General features: G+C 55.3%; 15 protein-coding genes and 1 tRNA gene. 10 read left to right on the forward strand and 6 right to left on the reverse strand.

The annotated features are described in order from the left end of the window. The first annotated feature begins 81 nt into the window (after positions 1-81). From HMPREF1292_RS04030 to HMPREF1292_RS04055, 6 genes are all read left to right on the forward strand, one after another. On the forward strand, positions 82-1,311 hold the full coding sequence (locus tag HMPREF1292_RS04030; protein WP_021353550.1) for a TadA family conjugal transfer-associated ATPase: 1,230 nt from the start codon (positions 82-84) through the stop codon (positions 1,309-1,311). After that, positions 1,308-2,108: a type II secretion system F family protein gene (locus tag HMPREF1292_RS04035; protein ID WP_023018852.1), complete on the forward strand. Its 801-nt coding sequence runs from the start codon at positions 1,308-1,310 to the stop codon at positions 2,106-2,108. Before HMPREF1292_RS04030 ends, HMPREF1292_RS04035 begins: the two co-directional genes overlap by 4 nt. Beyond that, positions 2,105-2,689: a type II secretion system F family protein gene (locus HMPREF1292_RS04040; RefSeq protein ID WP_023018853.1), complete on the forward strand. Its 585-nt coding sequence runs from the start codon at positions 2,105-2,107 to the stop codon at positions 2,687-2,689. Before HMPREF1292_RS04035 ends, HMPREF1292_RS04040 begins: the two co-directional genes overlap by 4 nt. Before the next feature lie 184 nt (positions 2,690-2,873). Beyond that, the gene (locus HMPREF1292_RS10755; protein WP_024272867.1) at positions 2,874-3,035 is read left to right on the forward strand and encodes a DUF4244 domain-containing protein; all 162 of its coding nucleotides are present in this window, start codon (positions 2,874-2,876) and stop codon (positions 3,033-3,035) included. Beyond that, positions 3,010-3,366 carry a hypothetical protein gene (locus HMPREF1292_RS04050; RefSeq protein WP_024272868.1) on the forward strand — a complete coding sequence of 119 codons (357 nt, stop codon included), beginning with the start codon at positions 3,010-3,012 and terminating at the stop codon, positions 3,364-3,366. Before HMPREF1292_RS10755 ends, HMPREF1292_RS04050 begins: the two co-directional genes overlap by 26 nt. Further along, positions 3,363-3,737: an Rv3654c family TadE-like protein gene (locus tag HMPREF1292_RS04055; protein WP_021353555.1), complete on the forward strand. Its 375-nt coding sequence runs from the start codon at positions 3,363-3,365 to the stop codon at positions 3,735-3,737. Before HMPREF1292_RS04050 ends, HMPREF1292_RS04055 begins: the two co-directional genes overlap by 4 nt. 33 nt (positions 3,738-3,770) lie before the next feature. Here the strand turns inward: HMPREF1292_RS04055 and HMPREF1292_RS04060 are convergent, their stop codons facing one another. Then, the gene (locus HMPREF1292_RS04060; RefSeq protein ID WP_023018856.1) at positions 3,771-6,155 is read right to left on the reverse strand and encodes a DEAD/DEAH box helicase; all 2,385 of its coding nucleotides are present in this window, start codon (positions 6,153-6,155) and stop codon (positions 3,771-3,773) included. Positions 6,156-6,341: 186 nt separating this feature from the next. On the opposite strand from HMPREF1292_RS04060, the gene HMPREF1292_RS04065 reads away from it, so the two are divergent. Both HMPREF1292_RS04065 and topA read left to right on the forward strand, forming a co-directional pair. Then, positions 6,342-6,545, forward strand: a complete 204-nt coding sequence (locus tag HMPREF1292_RS04065; RefSeq protein WP_021352804.1) for a cold-shock protein — start codon at positions 6,342-6,344, stop codon at positions 6,543-6,545. Positions 6,546-6,771: 226 nt separating this feature from the next. Continuing rightward, entirely contained in the window at positions 6,772-9,774 is a 3,003-nt protein-coding gene (topA, locus tag HMPREF1292_RS04070) for a type I DNA topoisomerase (protein ID WP_023018857.1), read from the forward strand. A 4-nt stretch (positions 9,775-9,778) separates the two neighbouring features. Here the strand turns inward: topA and HMPREF1292_RS04075 are convergent, their stop codons facing one another. Both HMPREF1292_RS04075 and HMPREF1292_RS04080 read right to left on the reverse strand, forming a co-directional pair. Next, a complete protein-coding gene (locus HMPREF1292_RS04075; protein ID WP_023018858.1) occupies positions 9,779-11,128 on the reverse strand; it encodes a DUF418 domain-containing protein in 1,350 nt (449 codons plus the stop codon). A 100-nt stretch (positions 11,129-11,228) separates the two neighbouring features. Continuing rightward, on the reverse strand, positions 11,229-12,755 hold the full coding sequence (locus HMPREF1292_RS04080; RefSeq protein ID WP_021352807.1) for an adenylate/guanylate cyclase domain-containing protein: 1,527 nt from the start codon (positions 12,753-12,755) through the stop codon (positions 11,229-11,231). A gap of 43 nt (positions 12,756-12,798) precedes the next feature. Here HMPREF1292_RS04080 and HMPREF1292_RS04085 point away from each other — a divergent pair, with 43 nt between their 5' ends. Together HMPREF1292_RS04085 and HMPREF1292_RS04090 are read left to right on the forward strand one after the other, a co-directional pair. Further along, a complete protein-coding gene (locus HMPREF1292_RS04085; RefSeq protein ID WP_023018859.1) occupies positions 12,799-14,184 on the forward strand; it encodes a DNA polymerase III subunit delta' in 1,386 nt (461 codons plus the stop codon). Between the two features lie 141 nt (positions 14,185-14,325). Then, positions 14,326-14,401 (forward strand) — tRNA-Thr (locus tag HMPREF1292_RS04090). Positions 14,402-14,598: 197 nt separating this feature from the next. Here HMPREF1292_RS04090 and HMPREF1292_RS10760 read toward each other — a convergent pair. The 3 genes from HMPREF1292_RS10760 to HMPREF1292_RS04100 all read right to left on the reverse strand — a co-directional run bounded on the left by HMPREF1292_RS10760 (position 14,599) and on the right by HMPREF1292_RS04100 (position 18,078). After that, on the reverse strand, positions 14,599-15,435 hold the full coding sequence (locus HMPREF1292_RS10760) for an ATP-binding protein (RefSeq protein WP_023019820.1): 837 nt from the start codon (positions 15,433-15,435) through the stop codon (positions 14,599-14,601). Continuing rightward, a complete protein-coding gene (locus HMPREF1292_RS10420; RefSeq protein WP_023018861.1) occupies positions 15,395-15,934 on the reverse strand; it encodes a hypothetical protein in 540 nt (179 codons plus the stop codon). The genes HMPREF1292_RS10760 and HMPREF1292_RS10420 overlap by 41 nt, the downstream gene beginning before the upstream one ends. Before the next feature lie 500 nt (positions 15,935-16,434). Further along, positions 16,435-18,078, reverse strand: a complete 1,644-nt coding sequence (locus HMPREF1292_RS04100; protein WP_023018862.1) for an AMP-binding protein — start codon at positions 18,076-18,078, stop codon at positions 16,435-16,437. Positions 18,079-18,099 lie beyond the last annotated feature (21 nt).

The raw sequence follows: 18,099 nt of genomic DNA on the forward strand, positions 1-18,099 counted from the left end.
TTAGATGCGCAGACATCAGCCGTCGGCTGCAGGCGTGAGTGTTCTCGAAGACCAAAACCTCTATGAACTGAAAGTGAAATTATGTCCGTTGCACCGCACATAGTCGAGACAATCCAGCGTCGGGTTGCTACCGAACCCAGTCTTGTCGACGACCCTGCCCAGCTAGCCCGCTTGATCCGTAAAGAATCGGGAGTGATAAGCGATTTCGACGTATTAGAAATTCTACGGAAACTGAAAAATGACACCGTCGGCATCGGCGTTTTGGAACCTTTATTATCGCTAGCTGGAGTGACCGACATTGTTGTGAATGGTCCCGAATCCGTATTTTTTGATCGAGGCGACGGTCTAGAAAAAGCTGAAATTGAGTTTTGCGACGATGAAGAAGTCCGAAGACTAGCAGTACGATTGGCTAGCCTATGCGGTCGGCGATTGGATGATGCCCAACCGTGTGTGGACGGCAGGATTCGTCGGGAAGAAGGTATTGCACTGCGATTTCATGCAGTGCTCAGCCCACCAGCGCAACAAGGCACTTGTATTAGTTTGCGAGTTTTGCGTTCGCATTCTGCAAGCTTGGACTCGTTATTTCAGCACGGCAGCTTGGACGAATATTCCAGACAGTATCTGCGTGAGGTTATTGCACAGCGTCGTTCTTTTCTTATCGTTGGTGGAACCGGTAGCGGGAAAACTACCTTGCTTTCTGCTTTGCTCAGCGAAATTGCCCCGCAACAGCGTCTGGTTTGCATTGAAGATACCCCAGAACTGACTCCCAACCATCCGCACGTGGTCAACCTGACTGCACGAGGTGCTAATAGCGAAGGGGGTGGTGCGATCAGCATTTCTGACCTGTTGAAACAGGCTCTGCGTATGCGGCCAGATCGAATTATCGTTGGCGAAATCCGTGGGGCTGAGGTCGTAGATTTGTTGGCTGCGCTGAATACTGGCCACGACGGTGGCGGTGGAACTTTACACGCTAACCGGCTCACAGAAGTGCCTGCACGACTGGAAGCACTGGGCGCTCTTGGTGGGTTAGAACGTATGGCTTTGCATTCGCAGCTCACTGCTGCCGTGGAAGTGGTGCTGGTGATGCAGCGCCGCCCTGATGGAACCCGCCGGCTAGCGCAGATTGGTCAATTGCAGGCAGATCCTTTACGGATCGAGACTATCTGGGAATACGGCGACAACGATTCGAACCACAACGATTCGAACAGCAACGATTCGGATAACGATGATAAGCACGATGATCATCTGCAGGACGCCGATCCGTGTGGCGTGGATACTCATGACAGTATTTCTGCTGAGGTGCCAGCATGAGCGCAGCAATAATAGTGCTCGCAGTAGCGGTGGCCTTGCATCCTGGTTCGGCAAGTGCGCGCATCGGCACGACATCCACAGCGCTGGTTTCGAAAGAATTTTTGCTAATGATCGCTGTGGTTTTCCTGGTAGTGACCGTGCTTATGGCAGTTGGCACCATAGCATTGGCGCTTGCCGGTGCGATGGCAGCGGCAACGGTGATCATCACTATGCGACAGCACATGCGTCGACGCCGGATCATCGCTGATACCAAGTCATTGGGGGCCTATATTGGCCAATTGGCAGCAGACATTGATTCTGGAGCACACCACTTTCACGCAGTGGAAACCGCAGCGTCCCAGCTACCGGAAGATGCCTCCCCACGAGTACGCACGGTGGCAGAATCTGCAGCCGCGCAAGCCAGATTTGGCCACAGCCCGGCGCATGCTTTCGCCCAGCACAGTTCTTCTGAATTACCGCAATTACAGAGGTTATCGGTGTTGTGGCACGCGGCAGGACGTCACGGCATCGCACTGTCCGGTTTATTAGATTCTGTGCATCGAAGTATCGATGGTGCCAACCGGCATCGCAGCGCTACTGAGGCGAGTCTGCAAGGACCACAGGCGACAGCGGTAATTCTCACGTGCTTGCCACTGGCAGGAATCCTCATGGGAATCGCCATGGGTGCAGCCCCACTAAGGTTCTTGCTTACGACGAACTTAGGCGGTATTGCCCTGGTTACTGGTGTCGGATTGGCTTGCACAGGATTCGTTTGGTCTCGGAAAATTACCGCGAAAGCGGTGGGGGAGACGTCATGACGGAGCCCGTAATCCTCGCTACAGCGCTCGTCATTCTGGCTACAGCCTTGTGCATTCCCGCTGCGCCTGTCACCGGCAGAGTGGGATGTGGGACAAGCACAACGAAAAACCCGCGAGAGCCACCGAAAAAACTGCACCCTATGCACATCGCTGCTGATATCGAACTGTTTGCGGCCTGCGTGGAATCCGGGTTAGCGCTGCATATTGCTACCAGTGTGGTAGCAGAAGCTGCAGCCAATGATACTGCGCCGGTATGGCAGGCAGTCAGCCAGCTGGAAGCCGTGGGCATTGCTGACCGCGAAGCTTTTCGTGGGATGCGTGCGCATGAGGGGTTCGCAGATCTGGCGGCGATTATTGAATCAGCTCGGCATTCCGGGGCGCGTATCGCGCCACGTTGTCGTGAATTAGCTGCCAACTTGCGTGCGGATGCCACAGATCATGCCCGGGCAGCTGCAGAACGTGCAGGGGTGTTAATTGCTTTGCCTCTCGCGGTGTGCTTTTTGCCCGCGTTCATTGTCCTTGGCCTGGCCCCAGTCGTTATCAGCTTGGCAACAGACCTGCTCGCCACCACACCGGGGTGAAGCAAAAGACCATTTCATCTGACTCAAAGGAGACAAAATGACTACACGATTTCGAACTTCCCACACGAAACAACCAGATAACATTCTCGATGCCACATCGCAGCCTAACCAAGGCGCTCAGTGTGCTGGAAACGACGATCTCGCAGCACACACGACGACACGGAAAACGAAGGGCGGAGTGCGAATGCTCGTCGACGATTCCGGCATGAGCACGATTGAATACGCCATGGGATCGTTAGCTGCTGCCGCACTGGCTGCGGCACTGTACCTTGTGGTCAGCAGTGGGGGAGTGACTGATGCAATCGAATCGATTATCACTGATGCGCTGTCTGATACCCCGTCCTAATCCGAGACGACGCGCAGGCTGGCCGCAGGCAGGGCCTTTCGGCAATGACCGTGGTTCAGTCACCATTGAAGCCGCGTTTGCATTGGCCGCGCTGGTGATTGTGACAGCACTAATCATTGGAGCGATTGCAACGGTCAGTGCACACATCTCGGCACTGGATACAGCAAGCGCGGCTGCTCGTGCGCACGCGATTGGGGTGGATTACCAACCGTCAGGAAATGCACAGATCAGTGTGCAGGAGTCAGCCGGGTTGGTGACAGTAACTGCGGAGGTTCCCGCGGTATTCGGAACTCGCAGCGCTAGCGCAATATACCCTGTGGAGACGCGATGACGATGCACAACCACGGTGACAGCAGCCTTTATCGCCGGTTCCGGCATGCTCGCGATGATGATGGTTATGCGACCGTAGCAGCCATCGGAATCATTCTGGCCATTGCGGCCGTGGCCTTGGCACTGGTTGGCGTGGCAAGCCATGTCGTCGCACGGCACCAAGCCCAATTGGCGGCGGATATGGCGGCGGTTGCTGCAGCCGAAGGTTTGTCACGAGGTGATCTGCCGTGCCCTGTTGCACAACGCATCGCAGGGCTAAACCATGCCAGTGTGGTTTCTTGTCGGACAGATAACCGCGATGTGCTCTTAGAAGTTACCGCAGGCGTATCCGTCACGAGTGCGCATGCGAAAGCGCGTGCCGGGCCTGTCTAATATCGGGTAATGCAGTGCAAATTGCGAGTTAAGTTAACTGACTGCACTGGCATCCAGGGAAATGAGCAGTGCATCCAGCACCTTGATAGCACCGGCTTTGTTGAGCGGCTCATTACCGTTACCGCATTTCGGTGATTGCACGCAGGAGGGACAGCCGTGGGCACAAGTGCACGCGGATACCGCTTGCAAGGTAGCGGCAATCCAGTTGCGGAAGCGGCGAAACCCCTCCTCGGCAAAGCCCGCTCCGCCTGGATAGCCGTCGTAGACGAACACCGTTGGTAACTGGGTATCAACATGCAATGCAGTGGAAACACCGCCAATATCCCAGCGGTCGCACGTGGCCAGCAGCGGTAACAAACCAATAGCGGCATGCTCGGCAGCATGCAAGCTACCAGGAATATCGGCTTCTTCCACCCCGGCGGCAGCCAAAGCTCGTGGGCTAATGGTGTAAGCCGCTGCCTGCGTAAATAGGCGTTGTCGCGGCAAATCTAAAGGTACTTGTTCTGCGATGGAACCATCAGGAAGCCGCACCATAAAGCCGGTGACTTGGTCAATGACCTCCACATCCACCAATGCGACTGAAACATCAGGAGACAATTGTCGTACATGATCATTGGGCGGGCTGGAGACAATACGGATTTGCGTATCGGAGAGTGCTTGCGTGGAATAATCAGGTTGCTCTGGACGGGCAACAGCGATGTAATCGTCGAAATCCAAATCGTCGATAAGAAAACTTTCCCCTTGGTGCAAATACACCGCGCCGGGATGCAGCTGGCTGGCAGCGCGTGCGGAATCCACTGTGCCCAACAACCGTCCGTCAGACGAATCCACAATCATGACTTGTTGGCCGGAACCACCTCGGATATCGACAGCCGAGTGTGCAGTATCAGGGCGCAATCGGCCTTCCGGAAGCGGCGCGGCAAACCAACCTTGTGCCCGCGCTCGCAAAAAACCGCTGTCCGTTAAACGCCGTACGACATCATGGGCTTGCCACTGTTCAATATCGAAGGCGGAAAGAGGCTTTTCCACGGTCGCGCAATAAACGTGACCTTCCAGGACATAGGGATTTGTTGGATTAAATACGCTGGCCTCAATTGGACGTTCCAAAAGTGCTGCTGGGTGATGAACCAGATAGGTATCCATCGGGTCATCGCGGGCAACGAGCACAACTAAGGAACCTTGCCCCCGGCGCCCAGCCCGGCCTGCCTGCTGCCAGAAAGAGGCCACAGTGCCGGGAAAACCAGCCCCAATTACCGCATCAAGCCCGCCTACATCAATGCCTAGTTCGAGAGCAGATGTTGTAGCCACGCCCAACAACTGGCCGTTGTCTAAATCGTGCTCCAATTTTCGCCGATCCTCGGCTAAATAACCGGCGCGATAAGAAGCGATTCGGGCGGCGAAGTCCATGCGACCACGTGCACTGAGTTCTTCAGCACAACGCAAAGCGGTGGTTTCTGCTTGTCTTCGAGAACGCACGAACGTCAATGTGCGGGCACCCGCGGCGACCAAATGCGCCATGATCGCCGCGGCCTCCGTCGAAGCGGCGCGCCGGACCGGTGCGCCATTCTGGCCCGAGACATCGTCGCGGAAACCCGGTTCCCATAAAGCCACGGTGCGCGTTCCCTGCGGGGAACCGTCGTCCGTAACCCCCTGCATAGCCCGCCCGGTGAGACGCTGTGCCTGGGCGACTGGATCTGCTGAGGTTGCGGAAGCACAGATAATCGTCGGTTCTGAACCGTAGTGGGCGCATAACCGCAGAAGTCGGCGAAGCACCAAGGCGACGTGGGAGCCAAACACTCCGCGATAGGTATGGCATTCGTCAATGATGATGAATTCTAAATGTCGTAATACCCGCGCCCAGCGTTGGTGAGCACCCAACAAAGAAGCATGCACCATATCCGGATTGGAAAAGATAAAACGCGAAGACTCACGGATTCCCGCCCTGGATTCCGTGGGGGTGTCGCCGTCATACGGCGCTGGGGTGATTGTCGATAAATACGGCAAGCCCTCCGCCGCTGCACGAAGTAAACGTTGGATCGATAACAGCTGATCTGACCCCAGCGCCTTTGTTGGGGTCAGATACAGTGCGCATGCTGTGCGGTCGGTGCCTAAACGAGAAAGCACCGGAAGTTGGTAGCCGAGTGATTTTCCCGAGGATGTGCCGGTGGCAATCACTGTATTTTGCTTGGAGTGAATTGCCTCAGCGGCTTCCGCCTGGTGGCTAAATAATCGCGTAACACCCTGATCCTCGAGTGCCGTGCGCAATGCCGGGCTGACCCAATCCGGCCATTCCGCATAGCGGGCAGTTCGCGCCGGGATCACACGCTGGTGGGTCAGGGTGGAATTGGGGAATACGGATACGAGTTCGTCGAGAAGCTCTCGACCAAAAGTTGTATCCGGCTGCTCAAAAGCGCCCATTTCTACCCCCTTGTGGGTGTGCTTGACGGGGTTTTCTTGAATATATTTCTTAAGAGTATCTTCTGCGCCGAAATCGTGCGAGACTAATTCCTGAACGCGGTTTCTAGGTTAGTTCGAGAAGTGCTCGCAGCAAGGTTAGATTCGCGGACACTTTGCAGATCCGTCGCCAAAAGAAAAGGTTTTAACATGGCAAAAGGAACCGTTAAATGGTTTAACGCTGAAAAAGGTTTCGGCTTCATCGCTCCGGAAGATGGCTCGAAGGATGTCTTCGTGCACTACTCCGAGATTCAGGGCAACGGATTCCGTAGCCTGGAAGAAAACCAGCAGGTTGAATTTGAAGTCGGCGAAGGCGCTAAGGGCCCACAGGCTCAGCAGGTTGTAGCCCTCTAATTTGGGTGGCCTGTAAGGTCACGCAAACACCGGGAAAATAACGTCGGGATTCTCCGGCATGTAGCCTCGGTAAATCTTGCCGAATAAGCAAGAAAAACATCACCCAGCATTGCCACAAGGCATGCTGGGTTTTTGCTTTAGTGTAGAAGCACCATATATTACTGTGTAAACGAAGTAGCGCACTAGTACTCCGCACGCTAATTAAGCACGAAAGAGACGTGATCCCGTGGCAGGCAAGACGCTCGTTATCGTCGAGTCACAAACCAAAGCAAAAAAGATCCAACCCTACTTAGGTAACGACTACCTGGTCGAAGCCTCCGTGGGACACATTCGTGATCTGCCACGCGGAGCCGCTGATGTTCCCGCGAAATACAAGAAAGAGCCGTGGGCGCGTTTGGGTGTCGACACGGACAATGGCTTTGGTGCGTTGTACGTGGTCAGTCCGGATAAGAAGAAAAAAGTTACGGACTTAAGAGCTAAGCTCAAGGATTGCTCCGAGCTTTATCTGGCAACGGACCCGGACCGCGAAGGTGAAGCTATCGCGTGGCATCTGTTAGAAGTGCTGAAGCCAAAAGTGCCGGTACGCCGGATGGTCTTCAACGAGATCACCAAATCCGCCATCCTGGAGGCTGCAAGCAATACCCGCGAGCTTGACGAAGACCTCATCGATGCACAAGAAACCCGCCGTATCCTGGACCGCCTGTACGGCTACGAAGTTTCGCCGGTGCTGTGGAAAAAGGTCATGCCGCGGCTGTCGGCAGGCCGTGTGCAATCCGTGGCCACCCGCGTGATCGTTGAGCGTGAGCGCGAGCGCATGGCGTTTGTTTCTGCTGATTATTGGGACCTCTCGGCCACCCTGAACACAGGTGCGGCAGACTCTGCGGAAAATCCGGCGTCCTTCCCGGCACGCTTGGCTACCGTCGACGGGCTACGAGTGGCGCAGGGGCGCGATTTCGATGATCGTGGACGGCTGAAAGGTTCGGCCACCATCGTCGACAAGCAACAGGCCAACCGGCTTGCCGACGGCCTGCAGCAAGCAAAACTCACCGTCACCGCCGTTGAACACAAGCCGTATACTCGCCGTCCGTATGCGCCGTTTATGACCTCCACGTTGCAGCAAGAAGCCGGCCGCAAGCTGCACTACAGCTCTGAGCGCACCATGCGTATCGCGCAGCGGCTCTACGAAAACGGCCACATCACGTATATGCGTACCGACTCGACTTCGCTGTCACAGCAGGGGCTGTTCGCCGCCCGCAATCAGGCGACCGAGTTGTACGGCAGTGATTTCGTTTCTGAGGCACCACGCCGTTACGACCGGAAGGTGAAAAATTCGCAGGAGGCCCACGAGGCGATTCGTCCAGCAGGCGAGTCATTCGCGACTCCGGGTGCGTTGCACAATCAACTGGATACCGAAGAATTTAAGCTTTATGAGTTGATCTGGAAGCGCACGATTGCCTCACAGATGGCCGACGCCAAAGGGACGTCGATGAAAGTCACCATGGCTGGATCTGCCAGCACCGGTGAACAGACCGAATTCCAGGCCAACGGGCGCACCATCACCTTCCCAGGGTTCCTGCGGGCCTACGACGATGATTCTGCTGACAGCAGCGAAAAACGCTTGCCGCAGCTGGACAAGGGCGACGAGCTGTCCGTCGATAAGGTCAGCGCAGAAGGCCACTCTACGAACCCACCGGCACGCTACACAGAAGCCTCGCTGGTGAAAAAGATGGAAGAACAAGGCATTGGCCGTCCGTCAACGTATGCCTCGATCATCAAAACCATCAAAGACCGTGGCTACGTGCACGCCCGCGGTAATGCGCTGGTGCCGTCGTGGGTGGCATTCGCGGTGGTTGGTTTGCTGGAAAACAACTTCGCTCCGCTGGTGGACTACGATTTCACTTCTTCGATGGAAGACGAACTCGACCAGATCGCTACCGGTGAGCAAGACCGCACCGAGTGGCTGACCGGCTTCTATTTCGGAAATGAGGTTAATAGCGAAGACGACAATAACACCGCGGAATCGATTGCTCGACATGGTGGCTTGAAATCACTGATCGACGTCAACCTGGAAAAGATTGATGCGCGTGAAGTTAACTCGTTGCATCTTTTCGACGACGAGGACGGCCGTGCAGTTGTCGTACGTGTGGGGCGGTATGGCCCGTATCTGGAACGCCGTATCGGAACGGATGCCGATGGTGAGCCGGAATATCAGCGTGCGAATTTGTCTGAATCAACGACCCCGGACGAGCTGAACCTGCAGATGGCAGAAAAGCTATTCGCCACCCCACAGGGCGGCCGTGAGCTGGGTGAAAACCCGGACAATGGCCGGATGATTGTGGCTAAGGAAGGCCGGTTTGGCCCGTATGTCACCGAGCAAGTGCGTGACGACGAGCAAGAAAAGGCTGCCGCTGAGGCAGAAGAGATCATTCGTGAAGAACGTGCTGCTGAGGACGCCCAACGCAAAGAAGAGGGCAAACGTGCGAAAAACTGGGACACCAAGACTGCAGAGAAACAAAAAGAAAAGCGCATTACCGAGTTGGTCGAAGCCAAGCTGAAACCAGCCACGGCCTCATTGTTCCAGTCGATGGAGCCGGCCTCAGTCACCTTGGAAGAAGCGCTGCGCTTGTTGTCGCTGCCGCGCGAAGTGGGCGTGGATCCAGCTGATGGCGAGATGATTACTGCGCAAAACGGCCGTTATGGTCCGTATTTGAAGAAGGGCTCGGATTCGCGCTCGTTGGCCGATGAAGAACAGATTTTCTCTATTGATTTGGATGAGGCGCGCCGAATCTATGCTGAGCCAAAACGTCGCGGGCGTGCTGCTGCGCAACCACCGTTGAAGAAGCTTGGCGATAACGACGTTTCCGGTAAACCAATGACGGTGAAAGACGGCCGTTTTGGTCCGTACGTCACTGATGGCGAGACCAATGCCTCGCTACGGAAGGGCGATAAACCTGAAGCGATGACAGATGCGCGGGCAAATGAGCTGCTTTCTGAGCGCCGCGCCAAAGAAGCCGCTGGCGAGGTGGGCAAGAAGACCACCAAGAAGACTACAGCGAAAAAGACTGCTACGAAAAAGACTACAGCCAAGAAAACGACGGTAAAGAAAACCACCAAGAAAGCTGTGAAAAAGACGGCGAAAAAGACCGTCAAGAAAACGGCTAAAAAGACCGCGAAAAAGCCTTCACCAGGAACGAAAAATGTGGTGAAGGCGGGTTCGCGGCGGAGCTAAGGCGCTACGGGCTCGGAGTTTCAGCTGCTAAGCGTGCGCGCTTTTGCCGTTGAGACTCCAAGCGCGGGCGTGAACCAGGGCCGTAGCCGAGACGGCGGTGGATAGTTTCTAGCGGGCCATTCCACCCGAATGCTTCCCACAGCCACGCCCACAATAGCGTGGCCAACCACACCAAGAATGCAAGAACTGTCAGCCCAGTTACCGTTTGGCCTTCTGCCAAGTTCAGTGTGAACGGCAACACCAGGATCACGAAAAATACTGACTGGGCGACATAGCCCGACATGGAACGCTTCCCCAGCGCGATAAATGGCCGCAACAAGAATGGCACGCGCTGGGTTTCTGCATACTGTTTTTGCACACCATTACAGCCCAACGCGATAGCAGCAAGGATGCCTGGGCCGGTAAAAATCCCCAGAAAAACGTTTGCTGTCATCAGTGGATTGGCCAGCTCATGGTTAATGATCCCTAGTTCCGCCAGGCCCCACGGCAAGCCGATGCCGAGGCATATCAGAGCAGCGATAATGGCCCAGATTACGAGTTCTTTTCGGTGTGCATCTACGTCGGCAAGCACACCACGGCGCGCCCATATGAAGCCCAATAAAATCACTGGCAGTAGCGTGAAGGCGACAAAAAAGGCTTCCAAGGGGGCAAAGACAGCTAGAAAAAAGTTCCCGAATATGTATTCCAAGTAGTTACTGGTCGGCTCTGAGGCCTCCCCGACTGCAAAATTGGAAGGGCCTGCTACGTTGACCAGCGTAGAACCCATGCTGGCCAGCGCAATACCGATACCAGTCAAGGCATTGAGCGCAAAGAGAACCACAATAATCCAGCCCAGGGTCTTATTACGCAATGACAGCATGGTGGCGACGATCATCCCCATGACGCCGTAGGAGAACATGATGTCGCCGAAAAACAAGAAAATGATGTGCAGCAAGCCGAAGACGGCTAGGAAAAAGTAGCGGCGAGCGATGACCTGGCGGGCTCGAGAAAGTGGGAAGGATTTCTTCCACAGACTGATGGTGATCAAACCGATGCCGAATCCGAGCAGTGTGGAAAACATTGGTAGGCCGCGCACGTGCACGAACATTGCAGAAAAAAGCGTGAAGACGGTATCGAGTAGTGAACCGTCGGCATAGCCGCCGAAATAGGAAGACTCGATGTTCTCCGCGTGTGAGCTCGAGGTCTCTAGCGTCCACGCAGTCTGTATGTTTGCCAGCGCGATGCCTAGCAGTGCGATACCACGGGCGAAATCGGGGGCGATCATGCGTGGGGCAGGCGACGGTGGGTTCTGTGGTGCCGGGTTTTCCGGCGGTGGGGTGCTTGTTTGCGGGTGTGGTGCAGGCTGATTCTGCATAAAGGCTCCCAGTGTGGGTACTTCAGAGTTGAGTGTTTCGGCGCCATCCAAGCGCTAAAGGCAGGTTAGCAAAACCACAACACCGACAAGTGCGACGCTGCTAGGAACGATCCGCCAACGTCGCACGTACAGGACGAGCCAGTTGCGTCATCTCGCCTCGCCCGCGCAGCTCGATGGATTTCAAGAATGTCCAGCGGGATTGTTCTACTTCATTGGCTCCGCGCAGGGTGACGGCGTTGGTCAGGATTTGCCCGGGGGTGTCTTTAGCGAGTTCGGTCAGGCGCGCAGCCTGGTTTACGGCGTCGCCGATGACGGTATATTCGAAGCGATCTGATCCTCCGATATGACCGGCGACGACGTGCCCGGCGGCCACGCCGATCCCAGCGTGCAGTGCCAGGCCTTTCAGCTCTTCTCGTAGCTCGCGCGCCGCCTGCAGTGCGAGTGAATTTGCATCAGTGAGCTGGAGCGGTGCACCGAATACAGCGAGTGCAGCATCGCCCTGGAATTTGTTGATGATGCCCCGGTTACGATGGACACATTCGACAACGCGCTCGAAAAATTGGTTGAGCTCATCGACGACTTCTTCCGGGGTGTGAGTGACGGCAAACGTCGTCGAGCCAATCACGTCGACGAACAGGACTGCAACCTCGCGATCTTCGCCGCCCAACTCGGGGCGTTCCTCTAAGGCTTTGGTTGCGACTTCCGTGCCCACATAGCGGCCAAATATGTCCCGCACACGTTCACGTTCTCGCAGGCCCTTCATCATTTCGTTAAAACCGGCCTGCAGAACGCCCATTTCGGAGCCGTCGTAAATATCGACGGCCACGTTGGATTCACCGCGGCGTACACGGTTGATGGCCTCCTGGAGCTCCTTAATCGGGTCAATTACGCTCATCATCGCAAACATGGTCCCGGTCAGGCCTGTGACGATGCCGGTGACTGCCATGAGCAGTACCGGAGGAATCAAATCAGCGGCGTTATCGGTGAAATAATTAGCTTGGTGTGCGAATAAGAGCAGCACGATGCCTAGGATTGGCACGCCGGTGGTCATGACCCAAGTGGTCAATAGCCGCACCTTAATGGGTGGTTCCAGAGTGGAGTCTTCAAAGCGCCTAGCCAGAGCTTCGGCCGCAACTGGGCGCACCAGCCGCTCTGCTTGCAGGTAGGTGATCAGGATGGTGATCATGCCCGTCAGGGAGGTTGCAACTGCGACGACGAGCCCTAGGCGGGCAGCGTAGTTTCCGGTCAGGATCGTGGCGACTAAGATGCCGATGATCCAGACGAACGCCGCCACCCCGGCTTGGTAAACCGGTATGCGCATAACGAGGTACCGCACCATGTTTCGGTCATGTTCCTCGGGGTTGCGTTGCCAGTCCAGAACCGGGCGGAACAATAGGTAGGTGGCGCCCATGCCGACGAATACCGCGAAGACGAGGTAGGCTACGCCGACTGAGAGTAAATTGGGCACTTCGTCGGTGAAGTCCATGATTTCCGGCATTGGCAGGAAGAACCGCACGAATAGCATGATCGCGACGGCGCCGGTGATGTTTGCCCCTAGAACTGCGGTAGCAAACAGTGGCCATGAGGTGCCCCACAGCCATTTGATGCCACGCAGAAATCTGTTCATAACTTACTACAATAACTGTCGACTGCCCGGCTAGACTAGTGGCGTGAGTTATACGCGAGCTGCCACGGCAACCGACGACACACCTGCAACCGCAACACCAGCACCATCTGCCACAACTGGCACCGATTCTGCACCTTCGGTCACTATCGCGGACCGCTTGCGGGACCACCCCCGGGTGCAAGAGACCATCATGGCTGCCGCTCGGGCAGCAGCACGGACACGGTCGCGGTCAGGTGTCGACAGTGGCGCAGTGCTTGCCGACGGGGCTGCAGCTGGTGCGTCAACTCAACCCCAATCCCAAACCCAGATCGAGACCCGAGCTCAAGCACATGCGATGTCACATGCCTGGTTGTTCACTGGTCCGCCGGGGGCGGGCCGTTCCACCACGGCGTTGAACTTTGCCGCGGCTCTGCTCTGCGAAACCTCGGGAGCATATGGTTGTGGGGAATGCCAGGCGTGCCGGACTGCAATGACTGGCAAACATACGGATGTTGTGCATGTCGTGCCGCAAGAGTTGTCGATCGGAGTGGATTTCGTACGCGAGAAAGTCGTGGCTTCTGCTGCTAAGCGGCCCACGGTTGGTGCCTGGCGTGTGGTGATTTTCGAAGACGCGGACCGGCTGACCGACGGTGCCGCCAATGCACTGCTGAAAACCATCGAGGAACCGCCCGCGCACACCGTGATCATTCTGTGCGCGCCGTCGACAGATCCCGAAGATTTCCCGCAGACGCTCCGGTCCCGTTGCCGACACTTGTATGTGCCTGCACTTCCAGTGGAGACGATTGTGCAGATGCTTGTCGACGAAGGCGCGAGCGAAAATCACGCCCGATTGGCAGCGCATACTTCGTTGCGCCATGTTGGCCGCGCCCGCAAGTTGGTCAACACCCCGGCGATCCAGCAGCGGCGTGCGCAAGCCATCAACCTCGCGGAAGCAATTTTCCACGAATCTGGGGGCTTCCAAGCCGTTGGACGGTTGGTAAAAGCGGTGGAAAAAGAAGCGAAAGAAAGCTATGCCGAGGCGGATGAGGCGGAAAAAGAACGCCTGCGCAACGCTTTGGGTATGGGGGCGAAAGGCAAGGGTACGCAGAAATCTGTTTCTGGTGGTGCTGGTGACTTGCGCGAGTTGGAAAAGCAGCAGAAAAAGCGACAGACTAGGCGTTTGCGGGATGTATTGGATCTGGCCTTGGTTGATCTGGCTGGGATCTACCGGGACGCGCTGATGGTGAAACTGGGTGCACAGGTGGATCTGACGCATCCGGATTTTCAGCCACTGGCCTCGGAGTTGGCTGAGCATTTGGATGAAGCGGGGCTGGTGGAATGCCAGGATGCGATTAGTCATTATCGTGAGCTTTTAGGCTTTAACGTCTCGCCGCAGATTGCTTTCGACGGGCTGGTGGGGCGTTTGCGCTGCGCATACCGGGTGCACTAACTGTTGCAGCCTCGCTGGTGTGGCGGTGTTAGTCCTGCCATTTTTCATTGACGGCGACTATCGGCTAGAATGCCAGTGTTGCTGTGATTGTGCAGGAAACCTGCTATGCGGGAATCTTTCACGATTCCACACGAGCAACGTGCCATCTTAGCTCAGTCGGTAGAGCAGCTCCCTCGTAAAGAGCAGGTCAAGGGTTCGATTCCCTTAGATGGCTCCACTACTTAAGTTCTTATTCCGCAGTGATTTTGTTGCTCCGTGTGCCATGGGGGATTGGCACAACGGCATGAGTTTTTCACCTTTCAGCCGAAGTGCGGCCCTTGACGACAAGGTGAACGCTGGAACAAAAAGGCGCAATATTGATCAAATCTTCAAGCAGGCTGCATCTCGTAATTCATTTTATGGGGCACAGCTTGGTTATCCTTTGGTGGATCGATTTATACGATAACGCGTAGAGCGCTGCCCTTGTCGTCCTTCCATCACCACGATTCCGGTTGTTTGTAGTTGTTTGAGTGCATACCGAATTTGGCCAGGACTGAGTCCTGGTATTGCCTCTACCAGCTCGGGAAATCTCATGGGTGCATGGTTTAGCTGAGCGACGATAGCTGCGGTATTGCTTCCGTGCCTTGATGAAAAATCTGACGTTCTACGCTGCTGCGTACCTTTATCCCGTGGTGTCTCGTGTGAAGTATTCCGCGGACGAAGTACCCCGTCTTGGTAAGAAGCTAGCTTGAGTGAGCTTAGTTCTGTGAGCAGGTCATCTGCTTCGGACTGCCTGAGTGGGGCAAATTGCTTCCGTATTTGTCCTATTGACCAAGTCGCACCTTGCTCTAATGAAAGCAGTACCTCCATTTGAATAAGTGAGAGTTCTTGGTTGTGCGCGAGTTTTTGCGCGTGCTGGCGTTGTTCCGCGGATAATCGAGACTGTCTACGGAAAATTACTTTGAATTGTGCGCCGTTATCAAAAAATTGTGGACAAGTGAGATTGCTATCTCGGCAAGCTCGCAAGATTTCGGCGATGCCATCACCTTCACCTTTGATCACCGAGCTGCCGTCTGAAGTCTTGACGTGTCGCATGAGTTCATACAAGCGTTGGTTGACCGCAGATTTTGCCAGGTCTGAGCCCGTTAATTGTTCGATGCTGAGGCCATGAAGCCCGCCTGGGTTGGTGATGATGAGACGTTCACGGGTTAATCGAATTTCTACGCTTTTATCACCACCTAACGAGGCAGCGCTGAGATCGCGGTGAACCAACGCATTGGCTATCGTTTCTCTTATTGCGCGCAGTGGAAATTCGCTCCGTTTTCATATGTCCACTGGTTTGATATTCGTCGATGGTGTCTGCATTGCGCGCTACCCACGCAACTGCATCTTCCAAAAGATCTGGAACAGCACCCTCAAAAGTTTCGATATTACGGTTTCGTGGTCCACCAAATCCTTCTGGCATTCGCACTGCGGCTGTAACTCGTAAAGCCGGCTCAGCCGCTTGTGGGAAAAATCCGAGCCCATACAGGCCAGAAACACTTAAAGTGCCGTCGGGAAGAATAACTTTTAGGGTACGTAGCAAATCCGTATCATTAACTACCTGGGATAAACGCCGAGAATACTGGCGAACTTCTGCCATATATCGCGCAGTTAATTCACTATTCAAATCAGCGCGAGTAGTGCCAGGTACCGATTCAGAATCTGTTTCGTGGCTTCTTGCTGCTATGAGTGATGCATTCCGGATGAGCTGCAAATCGTTCGCGTTCATTTCATAATCGCCATCGTTTTGCCTCAGATATGCTTTGCCACGGCCTTGATTATTTTTGCTGGTTCATTTATTCCAGTGACACTGAAGTTTGTGCCTTCATCGACACCGAGCAGCACCGTCCCATTTCACACTGTAAAGGGTGCAGTCACAGTGTAAAAGTGTCTAGTGGTCTCGGACGTTTTTGCACTGTGATGTGCACTGTTGTTTCAGTGCTGGTGCCGGGTGATAACTTGGTGTTCTTACCAGTGTTTTTGTTACTTCAGGCGTGTTCGGCGAAAGTGAATATTCCGGTTTGTGAGTGACAATGGTGTCATTGGTAGACCCTCAAATCAGGTCACAGTGTGAAACGACAGTGCAAGACTGACTTACACTGTAAAACGCACATTGTAAAACACACTCTGAAAGTTGCAGTCTGAAAATTACACTGTGGATCCGCAGTGTGGGCTAGGTAAGGGGCCCGGCCGTGATGGCGGCGCCCTGTTACTAGCAGTGAGCGGGTTTTAAGCCGATAGCTGGCGCGGGATTACCTTGCCGGTGGCGTTACGCGGCAATTCATCGACAAAGTGCACGTCGCGCGGCACGGAATGCTCAGCTAAACGGGTGCGCACCCATTCGCGGACATCGTCGGCAGAAATTTCCGGCCCGTCGGGATCTTTGACGATCCATGCTGCAACGCGGCTAAACGTCTCGTCGTCATCGACGCCCTTGGAATAGTGATCAGCAATGCCAGGCATAGTATCAAGCACGTTATCCACCGACGATGGGTAGACGTTTTCGCCGCCAACGATGATCATTTCGTCGGCACGACCCAAAACGTGCAGCATGCCGTTGCTGTCGATATAGCCGAGGTCTCCGATGGACTGCAGCATGCCGACGCGATCGAGCTTGTGTTTCGGGTTGGTGTAGCCGACCATCGTGGTCGCGTTGCGCAGATAGACTTTGCCGACTTCGCCGCGCGGTAGCTCTTTGCCGTTATCGTCGAGGATCTTCAGCAACGTGCCGTTGGCGACGGCACCACCGATAGTGGCGTCTTCGGCAATCTGCTGGGCAGTGGCTGCGCTGGCCAAGGTAAGTTCTGTGGAGCCGTAAATATTGGCCAGAATAGGCCCGAAACGAGCGATAGTATCGGCCGCGACCTGTGGAGTTAGCGCGTGGCCGGAAGAAGCGATGACGTTGAGCGAAGAAGCGTCATAATCCCAGGTGTTGTCGAGAGCAACCATGGATTTATAAAACACGGGTGAAGAGATGAGGACTTCACAGCGGTGTTTTTGGATGTCGTTCAGGCAGGCCTCGGCGTCGAAAATCCGACGGGTGATGACAGTAGAACGCAGCGCAAAGGCGATATTGAGCATTGCCCAACCCCACGTGTGGAAGATCGAAGCCGTCATCTGCACGTTTTGGCCAGCTTCCCACGGTATGGCGTCCAGGATCGTCGTCAATACCGTGGGCAGCTTTGGTTCCGGGCGGGCAATACCCTTGGGTACTCCGGTGGTGCCGGATGACATGAGCACGATATTGCCGTGCTTGGGAAAGCGCGGCAGTTTCACATCGGTGCGGCGGTGAACGATCTCAGATAGCACTGGGTGCTCGCCGGTCTCCTCACCACCTTCGTGGGCGATGACGACGTGTAGGCCGTCTGCGGCAGTGGAACCAGCTGCTGGCAGACGGTCAGCGAATTCACTGTCGATGACTAGCACGTTGATGTCATTTTCTTCGATGCACCCGGCAAGCTGTTCTGGCGAGGAACCGATATTGAGCAAAAATAGCGTCGCGCCCACGTATCCCTTGGAGATCAATGGGGTGACGATACCGCGACCATTGCGGGCCATGATGCCCAAGCGGATCTCCTTGACAGGCAACTGGTGTAGGTATCGAGCGAAATTTTTGCTCTGTGTTTGCAGGTCACGGTAGCTAAGGGCGCCGTCGTCGTCGATAAGAGCGGTGCGGTCCGGTGACACTAGGGCTGCTTGCTCGATCTCACGGGCGGTGGTTAGCCAATAACGGGCGAGAATGCCAGGGCTGTACACAAGCGCGGATATACCCTGTTGTGGTGCGATGATGCCGGACTTCCACAGAGCGGGAACGAGCTTTGCTAGCCCTTTGCCGTTGGTGGCAAGGTATTCCAGCCGGTCGCGCAAAGACACAAAATCACACCTTTAATAATC

Origin of the sequence: Corynebacterium sp. KPL1995 (genome assembly GCF_000477935.1) — a bacterium.
GTDB lineage: Bacteria > Actinomycetota > Actinomycetes > Mycobacteriales > Mycobacteriaceae > Corynebacterium > Corynebacterium pseudodiphtheriticum.

Coding starts and splice junctions, on each gene's coding strand:
- HMPREF1292_RS04030 (WP_021353550.1), top strand. CDS start 82: ATGTCCGTTGCACCGCACATAGTCGAGACAATCCAGCGTCGGGTTGCT.
- HMPREF1292_RS04035 (WP_023018852.1), top strand. CDS start 1,308: ATGAGCGCAGCAATAATAGTGCTCGCAGTAGCGGTGGCCTTGCATCCT.
- HMPREF1292_RS04040 (WP_023018853.1), top strand. CDS start 2,105: ATGACGGAGCCCGTAATCCTCGCTACAGCGCTCGTCATTCTGGCTACA.
- HMPREF1292_RS10755 (WP_024272867.1), top strand. CDS start 2,874: ATGCTCGTCGACGATTCCGGCATGAGCACGATTGAATACGCCATGGGA.
- HMPREF1292_RS04050 (WP_024272868.1), top strand. CDS start 3,010: ATGCGCTGTCTGATACCCCGTCCTAATCCGAGACGACGCGCAGGCTGG.
- HMPREF1292_RS04055 (WP_021353555.1), top strand. CDS start 3,363: ATGACGATGCACAACCACGGTGACAGCAGCCTTTATCGCCGGTTCCGG.
- HMPREF1292_RS04060 (WP_023018856.1), bottom strand. CDS start 6,155: ATGGGCGCTTTTGAGCAGCCGGATACAACTTTTGGTCGAGAGCTTCTC.
- HMPREF1292_RS04065 (WP_021352804.1), top strand. CDS start 6,342: ATGGCAAAAGGAACCGTTAAATGGTTTAACGCTGAAAAAGGTTTCGGC.
- HMPREF1292_RS04075 (WP_023018858.1), bottom strand. CDS start 11,128: ATGCAGAATCAGCCTGCACCACACCCGCAAACAAGCACCCCACCGCCG.
- HMPREF1292_RS04080 (WP_021352807.1), bottom strand. CDS start 12,755: ATGAACAGATTTCTGCGTGGCATCAAATGGCTGTGGGGCACCTCATGG.
- HMPREF1292_RS10420 (WP_023018861.1), bottom strand. CDS start 15,934: ATGAACGCGAACGATTTGCAGCTCATCCGGAATGCATCACTCATAGCA.